Annotated in this window: 12 protein-coding genes; 4 read left to right on the top strand and 8 right to left on the bottom strand. The window is 35.0% G+C overall.

The annotated features are described in order from the left end of the window. Positions 1 to 160: 160 nt before the first annotated feature. From rplS to HN014_RS00040, 5 genes are all read right to left on the bottom strand, one after another. A complete protein-coding gene (gene rplS, locus HN014_RS00060) occupies positions 161 to 511 on the bottom strand; it encodes a 50S ribosomal protein L19 (protein ID WP_176026886.1) in 351 nt (116 codons plus the stop codon). 116 nt (positions 512 to 627) lie between these two features. After that, positions 628 to 1,311 carry a tRNA (guanosine(37)-N1)-methyltransferase TrmD gene (gene trmD / locus HN014_RS00055; protein WP_176026885.1) on the bottom strand — a complete coding sequence of 228 codons (684 nt, stop codon included), beginning with the start codon at positions 1,309 to 1,311 and terminating at the stop codon, positions 628 to 630. A 66-nt stretch (positions 1,312 to 1,377) separates the two neighbouring features. Next, the gene (locus HN014_RS00050; RefSeq protein ID WP_176026884.1) at positions 1,378 to 1,992 is read right to left on the bottom strand and encodes a tRNA (guanine-N1)-methyltransferase; all 615 of its coding nucleotides are present in this window, start codon (positions 1,990 to 1,992) and stop codon (positions 1,378 to 1,380) included. Positions 1,993 to 2,227: 235 nt separating this feature from the next. Beyond that, positions 2,228 to 3,676, bottom strand: a complete 1,449-nt coding sequence (locus HN014_RS00045) for a glyceraldehyde-3-phosphate dehydrogenase (RefSeq protein WP_176026883.1) — start codon at positions 3,674 to 3,676, stop codon at positions 2,228 to 2,230. 143 nt (positions 3,677 to 3,819) lie between these two features. Then, positions 3,820 to 5,238: a S1C family serine protease gene (locus HN014_RS00040; protein ID WP_176026882.1), complete on the bottom strand. Its 1,419-nt coding sequence runs from the start codon at positions 5,236 to 5,238 to the stop codon at positions 3,820 to 3,822. A 281-nt stretch (positions 5,239 to 5,519) separates the two neighbouring features. Between HN014_RS00040 and dapF the strand changes: the two genes are divergently transcribed. From dapF to HN014_RS00020, 4 genes are all read left to right on the top strand, one after another. Next, the gene (gene dapF, locus HN014_RS00035) at positions 5,520 to 6,305 is read left to right on the top strand and encodes a diaminopimelate epimerase (RefSeq protein ID WP_176026881.1); all 786 of its coding nucleotides are present in this window, start codon (positions 5,520 to 5,522) and stop codon (positions 6,303 to 6,305) included. Beyond that, positions 6,299 to 6,829: a GNAT family N-acetyltransferase gene (locus HN014_RS00030; protein ID WP_176026880.1), complete on the top strand. Its 531-nt coding sequence runs from the start codon at positions 6,299 to 6,301 to the stop codon at positions 6,827 to 6,829. Before dapF ends, HN014_RS00030 begins: the two co-directional genes overlap by 7 nt. Further along, a complete protein-coding gene (gene mltG / locus HN014_RS00025) occupies positions 6,820 to 7,863 on the top strand; it encodes an endolytic transglycosylase MltG (RefSeq protein ID WP_176026879.1) in 1,044 nt (347 codons plus the stop codon). The genes HN014_RS00030 and mltG overlap by 10 nt, the downstream gene beginning before the upstream one ends. 331 nt (positions 7,864 to 8,194) lie before the next feature. After that, positions 8,195 to 8,836, top strand: a complete 642-nt coding sequence (locus tag HN014_RS00020; RefSeq protein ID WP_176026878.1) for a peptidoglycan-binding protein LysM — start codon at positions 8,195 to 8,197, stop codon at positions 8,834 to 8,836. Between the two features lie 28 nt (positions 8,837 to 8,864). On the opposite strand, the gene HN014_RS00015 is transcribed toward HN014_RS00020, so the two are convergent. From HN014_RS00015 to dnaA, 3 genes are all read right to left on the bottom strand, one after another. After that, entirely contained in the window at positions 8,865 to 9,596 is a 732-nt protein-coding gene (locus tag HN014_RS00015; protein WP_176026877.1) for an SAM-dependent methyltransferase, read from the bottom strand. Positions 9,597 to 9,730: 134 nt separating this feature from the next. Beyond that, on the bottom strand, positions 9,731 to 10,186 hold the full coding sequence (locus tag HN014_RS00010; RefSeq protein WP_176026876.1) for a low molecular weight protein-tyrosine-phosphatase: 456 nt from the start codon (positions 10,184 to 10,186) through the stop codon (positions 9,731 to 9,733). Between the two features lie 13 nt (positions 10,187 to 10,199). Then, on the bottom strand, positions 10,200 to 11,627 hold the full coding sequence (gene dnaA / locus HN014_RS00005) for a chromosomal replication initiator protein DnaA (RefSeq protein ID WP_176026875.1): 1,428 nt from the start codon (positions 11,625 to 11,627) through the stop codon (positions 10,200 to 10,202).

The raw sequence follows: 11,627 nt of genomic DNA, 5'->3' as shown, positions 1-11,627 counted from the left end.
TAGTTATAATTATATACTAAAAGTAGAAAAAGGGAAGTAATTAGACAACGGAAGGTAACTTTTTATTTATCAACCTGTTATGAACTTCGGTTATTAACTTTTGTTCATAAAAAAAGAGACTGTATTACAGTCTCTTTGGGTGTAAAAGAAATATCTTTTATTAGTTTCTTTTCTCTTTGATACGAGCTTTCTTTCCTGTAAGTTCTCTGAAGTAGAAAATACGAGCTCTACGAACTTTACCTCTTTTGTTAACTTCAATTTTTTGCAATGCAGGTAAGTTAACTGGGAAAATACGTTCAACTCCCACAGTTCCAGACATTTTTCTGATGGTGAAAGTTTCAGTAGCACCAGATCCTCTTCTTTGGATTACAACTCCTCTAAAGAACTGTGTACGTGTTTTGTTTCCTTCTTTAATTTCATAGTATACAGTAATTGTATCTCCTGCTGAAAATTCTGGAAAATCTTTTTTTGTAACAAATTCGTCTTGTACAAATTTTACTAAATCTGTCATTTTGATGTAGTTTACGATGATTTTATTAAAGCAACATTCACGATTTTCGCCAGAGGTTACCCTAAATCGGTTGCAAAAATAAGTATTATTTAAATATATGCAACTATTTTATGGGTTTAATTGTCAGTGTCTAATAAGTCTGGACGTCTTTCTTTAGTTCTCAGAAAAGCTTGCTCCTCTCTCCATGCTTCTATTTTGGGAAAATTTCCTGAAGTCAAAACTTCTGGAACTTTCCATCCTTTATATTCTGCTGGTCTGGTATAGATAGGCGGGGCTAAAAGGTTGTCCTGGAATGAATCAGTTAGGGCAGATGTTTCGTTTCCTAATACCCCTGGTATAAGCCGTATGATTGCATCACATAGGATCAGGGCTCCTAATTCTCCTCCAGAAAGGACATAATCACCTACAGAAATTTCTTTGGTGATAAAATGATCTCTTACTCTTTGATCTACTCCTTTATAGTGCCCGCAGAGAATAATTAGATTTTTCTTTAATGACAAGTAATTAGCAGTACCCTGCTGCAGGGTTTCCCCATCCGGAGTCATATAGATAATTTCGTCATAGGAACGTTCTGACCGAAGTTTGGAGATGCACTTATCAATAGGCTCAATCATCATTACCATACCTGCTCCTCCGCCATATTGGTAGTCATCTACCTGTCTATAATTATCGGTAACGTAATCCCTGAGATTATGCAAGTGTACTTCTACTAATCCTTTTTCGATGGATCGCTTCATGATAGAAGCTTCAAAAGGACTTTTTAAAATTTCAGGAACTACAGTAATAATATCTATACGCATTCTTATGTATTGATTCAGTCAATGCTGCAAAGATGCGAAGAATAACACTTAAATTCTAAAGAATATTTATTTTGTACCGGCTTTTCTTTGTTTGTTGATCTCGTCCTGTAATTTTCTCATTACTTTTTGTTCTCTTTCCAAAGCTCTTCTGCGGTGATCTTCAAATTCAACCTCTATTTCAGCCAATGCTTTTTTAGCCTGTACTGTTACAGTGTTACTGTTTTTAAATTTAAAAATAAAGAAAGCCAATAAAGCAATAAGAAGACCAACAATAGCCCACATTGTTGTTTTGTAGCTGGATTTGGTCATATCCATCCCCATGAAACTCATATTGTCTTTTTCCTGAGTAACGGAAGTTAGGTTTTCATTGGTGGTGGTTAAGGATTCCTGAAGCTCTTTTATTGTGTTTTTTTGCTTTTCTATGTTCTGATTACTCGCAGTTAATTTTGACTCTAATGTGTTGATGGAATCAATAGTATTTGCCTTTAATTTATCAAGCCAAAAACGCTTTACTACCTTATAATCCTGAAATTTTCCAGATTTTAAAATGACATAATCAAATTGTTTTTCAATATTTTCTTGTTTTAAGGCTTGCGCTGCAGTCATTTTGTCCTCTTGAGCCTGGATAAAACCAAAAGATAAGATAGAGATGAAAACTATTAGATAGTTAGGGAAATTCATATTGTATGTCTATTATTAATTTGTACAGTAACGATAATAAATACTAAGATATTGTTGCTTTTTTTAAAAGAAATGGTCTTCTTTTTTAATGGGCGAAATATAGTGAGTTATAATTACTTTTAGGAATTTATTTTTTTACAGCTATTTTATACAATGCTAATTTGTTATTTTAATAGAAAAAGTAAAGTCGCTATAAGGGTTCTTATAGCGACTTTTGTATTGTAATAAGCAGCTGTTAGTAATACGTAAAACGTCTTACTTTGGCAATGTACTTCGAAAGTCTGATTACCTGATGGCTATACCCATATTCATTATCATACCATACGTATAATACAGCATTGTTTCCTTTTGCATCTACAATAGTTGCGTTGCTGTCGAATATAGAAGGGGCAGATGAGCCTATAATATCACTAGATACTAATTCATTATCCAGAGAATATTTGATTTGCTCTACCAGATTTCCTTCCAGGGCGTATTTTTTTAGAACAGTATTGAGTTCTTCTTTTGTAGTTTCTTTTTCCAGATTAAGGTTAAGGATCGCTAATGAACCATTAGGTACCGGAACTCGAATGGCATTAGATGTTAGCTTTCCTTCGAAACTTGGTAATGCTTTGGATACAGCTTTACCTGCTCCGGTTTCTGTAATTACCATGTTTAATGCTGCAGCGCGTCCTCTTCTGTATTTCTTATGCATATTATCTACTAAGTTCTGGTCATTAGTATATGCGTGGATTGTTTCCAGGTGACCGTTTACAACACCAAAGCTTTCTTCGATAGCTTGGAGTACCGGAGTAATCGCATTGGTTGTACAGGATGCAGCAGAAAAAATATGCACATTATCAGGATCGTGATCCTTGTGGTTTACTCCGTGTACAATATTTGGGATTCCTTTTCCGGGAGCTGTAAGCAATACTTTTTCAATACCATTAGCTTGTAAATGTCTGCTTAATGCTTCCTTATCTCTAAAAGCACCGGTATTGTCTATTAAAAGTGCTTCACTAATACCGAATTCAGTATAGTTGATATCTTCCGGGTTGTTAGCACTTATTATATGTACCGTAGTTCCGTTGATAATAAGGGCTTTGTTGTCGATATCTGTTTCAACAGTACCGGCAAAATCTCCGTGTACGGAATCACTTTTTAGTAGAGAAGCTCTTTTTTCCAGGACTTCTTCGGTAATTGCTCCTCTAGTAACAATTGCTCTAAGTCTAAGCTGATTTCCTTTTCCCGTATTAGTCATTAATTCACGGGCTACTAATCTTCCGATTCTACCAAAACCATAAAGGACGACATCTTTAGGCGATATGTTCTTTGATTTTTTTGCGTTTTGCAATTTAGCCATTACAAAACTTGTAGGAGAATCATATTCGTTTTCAGCTAAATGATATTCGTAGGTTAGTTTACCGATATCTAATTTAGCAGGAGGTAAGTCCATTAATTTAATTGCCTGAGCAATTTCTACAGAATCAAAAATTGAAATAGGCTTTTCTACAAACTCACCAGCGTATTTGTGGAGATTAAGGATCTCACTAACATTTTTGTTGATTAATTGATTACGGAAAAGGACTAATTCGATAGAATTGTCATACCATAAATCACTGACAGTCTTAATAAAAGTAACGGTTGCACGTCGTCTGTCAGCTTGAAAAGCAAGTTCTTTCTCATAAACTTCGTTAGAGCTCATAATATGTTGTGTTTTTACAATCTTGAAATTTGGTGCTAAAGTATGTATTTCAAACGTTTTCGAGAAACCTTTTTTGAATAAAAAAAATCCCGGTGTATTTTATCAGACACCGGGATTTATTATTTCTTACTAAATTTTAGTTTTTACTGGAAGACAAATTCTCTTTTTTCTCCGTTACCATCAATTAAAGTAACACTAATGTCTTCATCAGGGTGTTTACTTTCAATAATTTTTTTCACATCAGCAACACTTTTTACTTTGACCCGATCTATTTCGGTAATTATAATTCCTTCGAGGTTGTATCTCGTCATTCTTTTTGTTAATGCGCGATTGATTTTTACTCCGTGGTCAAGATTCTGACGTTTTAATTCATCTTTTGACGGGTTTACAACTTCAACTCCTATATCTTTAATTTGATAGCTTTCGTACTTTTTTAATTTTACAGGAATAATAGATTCATTTCCATGTCGGGAAATGGTAATATTGATAATATCATTAGGACTTTTACTATTGACATAACCTGATAGGTCAGCAAATTTTTTGATAGGAAGTCCATCTATCCCTTTGATTAAATCTCCTTCTTTTAGTCCAGCTTCCTCTGCACCGCTACCACTTTCTACTTGGGCAATAACAACTCCCTGAGATTCGGTAATGTCGTAGTTTTCTTTTGCTCTTGGGTTTACAGCATGTCCGCTGATTCCGATAATAGCTTTTTGGACATCCCCATACTCTATAATGTCATTTACAATTTTTCTTACGTTATTAGAGGGAACGGCAAAGGCGTATCCAACATAACTTCCTGTTTGCGATGTGATAGCGGTATTGATACCAATTAACTCTCCTTTGGTGTTGATAAGCGCTCCTCCGCTGTTTCCAGGGTTTATGGCGGCATCCGTTTGGATAAAAGATTGTGTATTTGCATCAAATTCATCCAGGTCTCTTGATTTTGCACTGATGATTCCGGCAGTTACTGTAGAGGTAAGGTTGAAAGGGTTTCCTATTGCTAATACCCATTCTCCGATTTTTGCAGAGTTAGAGTCTCCAAAAGGAATATAAGAAAGCTTAGCGTCTGCTTCTATTTTTAATACGGCAATGTCTGCCTGGCGTGAAGTTCCGATAACTTCGGCTTTATACGATTTGTTGTTATTAAGGGTAACTTCCAGTTCTGTTGCCCCATCAATTACATGATTGTTAGTGACAATATACCCATCTTCTGTAAAAATAACTCCTGATCCTGCTCCTCTGATTCTTTTTTGTTGTACCCCATCATTTCTGAGGAAATCCATCAGATTTCGGGGGGTTCTTTGGATCCCGTATTGCTTTACGTGGACTACAGCGTTAACTGTTTTCTCTGCAGCAGTTGTAAAATCTGCACTAAGATTAGCAGTGGATTTAGAAGAGTTAGAAACAGTATATGTGGCAGGTGTAGTGCTTACATATTGAGGGATTGGTTTTTCTTCTGCTATTTTTACAGGTTCAGGTTCTAAGAATAATTTATAAGCTCCTAAGGTCAAAGAGCCTGATAAGATGGCAATGCCTAATAAGTTCAAAAATCGTTTCATGTGCTTTTAAATTTTGTTGATGTTTATTCAATAGATCGAGATATGACTGCTTCGAAGTGTATCTCGAAATTAAAATTCACGTTCTATAAAATACCTCTGATGCTTATATCGAGGAGATTTATAGGTTTGGTGTGCTGTACTTTTTTGTGTTTATATATAATAGACTTATTCTAATGTCAAATATTACAATAAATTATATTTTTTTATGTAATTAACCTTCTCTTAACAGTGATTACTTGCTTTGTTTCTTTGTACCTTTGTTGTTGTATTAAATAAAAATAATGGTTTTAACTTTTTATAAATATCAAGGTACCGGGAATGATTTTGTAATCATTGATAATAGAGAGTCTATAGTGTCCAAAAATGATACCAAACTAATAGCCAGACTTTGTGACAGGAAATTTGGAGTTGGAGCAGACGGTTTGATGCTTTTGGAGAAACCCCAGAATGATGAGGATGATTTTACAATGGTGTATTATAATGCAGATGGGAAAGAGAGTACAATGTGTGGAAATGGAGGCCGGTGTTTGGTTGCTTTCGCTTCCTTTATGGGTGTTGTAAAAGAAAAAGCTGTATTTACTGCTATTGATGGGAAACATCATGCAGAAATTAAAGACGGATTGGTTTATTTGCAGATGCAGGATGTGTCAACTGTGGAGGAGCATGAGTCGCATTTGTTTTTGGATACAGGTTCGCCTCACCATGTAGAGTTGGTAGAAGGGCTAAAAGAGTATAATGTAGATAGTGTAGGAAGAAAGATAAGAGAGGGAGCTCCTTATTATACGGAAGGAACCAATGTTAATTTTGTAGAGCAACTTACTGATAAAAGCTTTTTAGTGCGCACTTATGAAAGAGGAGTGGAGGCAGAAACATTATCTTGTGGAACAGGAGTGACCGCAGTGGCATTAGCGATGCATACTTCTAATAAAACCCAAGCACAGGAAGTCGATATTCAAACTTTGGGAGGGGATCTGAAGATTACTTTTGAGAAAGAGGAAGCAGGATACAGAAATGTATATTTAATAGGACCAGCAAAACAAGTTTTTAAAGGAGAAATCGAGTGTTAAGCCTGAAAGGAACACATATTTTTTTAAGGGCATTAGAGCCTGAAGACCTGGATTTTTTATATCGGGTAGAGAATAATGTCGAAGTTTGGGAAATGAGCTCCACTCAGACACCGTATTCTCGTTTTTTGATTAAGCAATACCTGGAGAATGCTCATTTGGATATTTATGAGGCAAAACAATTGCGTTTGGTAATATGTTCGAATGAAGAAAAAGTTTTAGGGTTGATTGATTTATTTGATTTTGATCCGATACATCAACGAGCTGGAATCGGAATTTTAATTTCAGAAGAAGAAGATAGAGGTAAGGGGTATGGGGCAGAAGCATTAAAGATGGTGGTAACATATGCTTTTACCATTCTGAATTTACATCAGTTATACGCAAATATTTCAGAGGGGAATATAGGAAGTATGAAACTTTTTGAAAAAGAAGGTTTTGTGCAAGTAGGGGTGAAGAAAGAATGGAATTTGGTGAAAGGGGTTTATAAAGATGAATTTTTATATCAATTAATAAATATATGTACATAAAAAAAATAATCTTAGCGATAGTGTTAATAGGTTTGGTAGCAGGAGGAGTATTTGCTTATTACGTTTATGATTCGTTATTTTCTCCTAATACAAGTTTTGAAGAAGATTCAAAAGTAGTGTATCTGCCAACCGGCGCCACATATACAGAACTTATTGAAATTATGAGTCCTGTGGTGAAGGATATTTATTCTTTTGATGCAGTAGCAAGAAGAAAAGGGTATATAAAAAACATAAAGGCAGGAAGGTATATTGTTAAGAAAGGATTGAATAATAATCAAATCGTAAATACCTTAAGAGTTAATAACGCGCCGATTCAATTGAGTTTTAATAATCAGGAACGATTGGAGAATTTAGCAGGAAGAATAGCGCAGCAAATAGAAGCAGATAGCACATCCTTGCTTAAAGCTTTTAAAGATGAAGCTTTCTTAAAACAGCAAGGGTTTTCTCTGGAAAGTGCATTGTCTATGTATGTTCCTAATAAATATGAATTTTTTTGGAATACATCTGCAGCGCAGTTTAGAGAAAGAATGCTTAAGGAATATAAACGTTTTTGGAATGAGAAAAGACTCTCAAAGGCAAAAGCAATTGGATTAAAGCCTGCAGAGGTGGTTACGATAGCTTCAATAGTACAGAAGGAAACAGCAAAGGTTGATGAGCGACCAAGGGTGGCTGGAGTCTATATGAACAGGTATCTTAATGGGTGGAAGTTGGATGCAGATCCAACAGTGATATATGCATTGAAGAAGCATAAAAATGATTGGAATACGGTGATTAAAAGAGTTTTGTTTAAGGATCTGGAAATTGATAGCCCATATAATACATATAAATATAAGGAACTCCCTCCAGGACCTATTGCAATGCCTGACATTTCTTCAATCGATGCTGTTCTTAATTATGAGAAACATGAATATTACTTTTTTGTAGCGAATGTAGAAAAGTTTGGATATCATAAATTTGCTAAGACATTGGCACAGCATAATCGCAATAAAGAGCAGTATGTACGATGGATAAATAAGAAGGGAATTAAACGATAATTTTTGTAGGAAAAAAAGCGTTTTTTCTTCAGAAATAGGGCTGAAATTCTATTTGTTATTAACAAAAAAATAAACTTTTATGTGGAAAACTAATCAGAGAATTCTGGTTAGTTTTTCTTTTTTTAGAAGAGTATTTGTTGTTTTTACTACTGTTTTAAGGTGTTTTGAAGGTTTTTTATAAAGATAAAAATGCGATTATGTCTTTGTTTTTCAGGTAAATGAAAAAATATATGGGTTTTGTTTTTTTATTCAAAAAAAGTCGTACATTTGCCGGGCAAAAATTTAAGTAGTGGGGGACATTATTTTTAATGGCTACTTAGAAAATTTTTATATGGTAAGAAAGATAGTAGGGGCTTCGATAATACTTACAGTGGGAGGTATAACTTCTTTAAGTTTTACATCAAAAAGCTCAAGTGATTTTAGTTCTTATAGTACTGCAGGATTGGATTTGGAATATGTGGTGCCTAATTTTGACGAAATCGAAGATGGAGAAGGAATAGAGATGATGCCTAAGTTAGGGATGTCTTATATCGGTTTTAAAGAAGCTTTGGCTTTTAAAGAATCCAGAGGGAATTATGCGGTAATTAATCAATTTGGGTATTTAGGAAAATACCAGTTTGGTTTAAGTACCTTAGAATTGCTGGGAATTAGAAGTAAGAGTGATTTCTTAGATTCTTCAGAACTTCAGGAAAAAGCATTTTATGCAAATGTGGCTCGAAATAAGTGGATTTTGAGAAGAGATATCAAAAGATTTGTTGGTAGAAGGATTAATGGAGTAGAGGTAACAGAATCAGGAATGCTAGCTGCAGCTCATTTAGCAGGAGCAGGAGCGGTAAAAAAATACCTGAGAAGTGGAGGTGTAGAAGGGTTTGAAGATGCTTTTGGAACCACAGTTCGATATTATATGAAACGATTTGCTGGTTATGATCTGTCTTTTGTAGTGATGCAGCGAAATGCAAAGGTGGTTTTGTAATATACTTTAGAAAAAAAATAGAGAGCGTTTAATAGTCTCTTTGTATAATAAAGATGGTAGGTTTTTTATGAAGATCTACCTTTTCTTTTTGCCAATCTTTGATCGTTTTAGTAAGAATCAGTTCAGAGGTAAGTGTTATGTCACAGGCGACACATAATCTGGTGGTTGGATGTAGTATGCTTTTTAAATCTTCGAGCATTTTGTCATTTCTGTATGGGGTTTCTATAAAGATTTGTGCTTGTTGTTTTTCTAAAGAAGTTTTTTCCAGTTGCTTGATGGTGGTTTTTCTTTCATTTTTATCAATGGGTAAATAGCCGTTAAAAGTGAAATTTTGTCCATTCATTCCGCTACTCATCATAGCTAGTAATATAGAGGAAGGACCAACAAGTGGAGTGACTTTTATTCCTTTTTCATGTGCTAATCGTACAATCTCAGCCCCAGGGTCGGCAATTCCGGGGCAGCCGGCATCGGATAATAGTCCAATTGACTGTCCGTTTAGACAGGGGTTTAGGTAACTGGGGATTTCTGAACTATCTGTGTATTTGTTTACAGATTGTATAATTAAGTTTTTTTGAGATTTGCTGGGGCTTATTTTTTTTATAAAACGCCTAGCGGGTTTTTCGTTTTCAACAATATAGTGGTTTACTTGTTCAAGAACCTTTTTAATAGAGATAGGTAGTACTTCTAAAGGGACGTCATCTCCAAGTCTTGTTGGGATTAGGTATAAGGTTCCTTTGGTGTTTATAGGGGTGAACTCCATATGAAATAATTGTTGAGGGCTATGATTGGTTAATGTGATATGTTTTGTAGTTGATTTAGGGGTAGTGGATCTAAAATGTTTTTGAGAAAATTAATGTTTCTTTAGTTGAAATAATTCTAAATATACAAAAACTTTTACTTTTTCAAACGATGTGCAATGATGTCACAAGCGTCATTAAGCATATTAAAAACATCTTCGAACCCCTGAGTTCCTCCGTAATATGGATCAGGAACACCTAAGTTTTTATTAGGATGGGATTCGTTAAGAATTAATTTAACCTTGTCTTTATTGTCAGGAGAGGACAGTTTGAGAATGTTGTCATAATTGCTTTGATCCATAGCGTATATGATATCATAAGTATCGAGATGCTTTTTTGTTAGTTGTGCAGCTCTTTGATTTGAGATATCGATATGATTTACGGAGGCAGTTTCTATGGATCTGAGGTCGGGCTTTTCTCCTATATGATGGCTACTGGTTCCGCAGGAATCTATAATAAATTCTTCAGGTGGTAGTTTAGATTGTAGGATACCTTCTGCCAGAGGAGATCTGCAGATGTTCCCTAAGCATACCATTAGAATTTTAGTAGCCATAGCTGAAATAAGATTATAGGGTTAGTTTTTTACCTAGATCTTCAACATATTTTCTGAACTGTTTATCGGTGGAAGATAGGTTGTCGACTGTTTTACAGGCGTGTAAAACAGTTGCGTGATCTCTTTTTCCGATTTGAGTGCCAATACTAGCTAAAGAAGCTTTTGTGAGTTTTTTAGCAAAAAACATAGCCAATTGCCTCGCTTGCACAATATGTCTTTTTCGGGTCTTTGATTGTAGTGTTTCTACGTCCATCTGGAAATAGTCACTTACTACTTTTTGGATGTAATCAATAGATACTTCCTTCTTGGTGTTTTTTACGTAATTGTCTACAATAGCTTTGGCTAGGTCTATTGTGATATCTTTTTTGTTGAAAGAGGAGTGAGCGATTAATGAAATAATTGCTCCTTCTAATTCACGTATGTTGGTCTTGATGTTATTCGCTAGAAATTCTACGATATCTTCAGGCATCTCTACACCGTCTCTATATAATTTATTTTTGATAATAGAGACTCTTGTTTCGAAATCTGGTTGGTGTAATTCTGCGGATAATCCCCATTTGAATCGGGATAATAATCTCTGTTCAATATCCTGCATATCTACCGGTGCTTTGTCACTGGTAAGAATAACCTGTTTCCCATTTTGGTGTAGGTGGTTAAAGATATGGAAGAATACATCTTGGGTACCTGCTTTACCAGATAGTAATTGAATATCATCAACAATCAGAACATCGATAATCTGGTAAAAGTGAATAAAATCATTTCGATTGTTCTTTTTTACAGATTCGATATATTGTTGAGTGAATTTCTCTGCAGATATATATAGTACTGTTTTTTCTGGGTAGTTGTCTTTTATGTTGACACCAATAGCGTGTGCTAAGTGTGTTTTTCCAAGACCAACACCTCCGAAAATTAAAAGAGGGTTGAAAGAGGTTCCTCCGGGTTTGTTAGCAACCGCCATACTCGCAGAACGAGCGAGTCTGTTAGAGTCTCCTTCCAGGAAATTTTCGAAATTATAACTGGGGTTTAGTTGAGATTCTATTTTTACATTTCTAATTCCCGGAATGATAAAAGGATTTTTTAATTCCGGATTTTTACTTTTAATAGGAACATCAACTTCCTGAGGGCTAACTGCTGTTCGGTTAGCACTTGGAATTTTTTCGGTAAATGGTTTTTTGTTGCCATAAGTGTTTTCCATTTTTATGACATATACCAATTTAGCGTTTTCTCCTAGTTCTCTGGTAAGAGAAACCTTTAATAAGTTTACATAGTGTTCTTCGAGCCATTCGTAAAAGAATTTACTAGGGACCTGGACACTTAATGCACTATCGGTTAATTTGACCGCTTTGATGGGTTCAAACCAAGTTTTAAAAGCTTGCGGTGTTATGTTATCTTCTATAAAAGATAGACAATTATCCCAAACTGATTGCGCAGTGATATTCAT

This window comes from Aquimarina sp. TRL1, assembly GCF_013365535.1.
In the GTDB taxonomy this organism is placed as follows: domain Bacteria; phylum Bacteroidota; class Bacteroidia; order Flavobacteriales; family Flavobacteriaceae; genus Aquimarina; species Aquimarina hainanensis.
The sequence above is the reverse complement of the archived record's forward strand: the minus strand, read 5'-3'. Positions and strand labels throughout refer to the sequence as shown.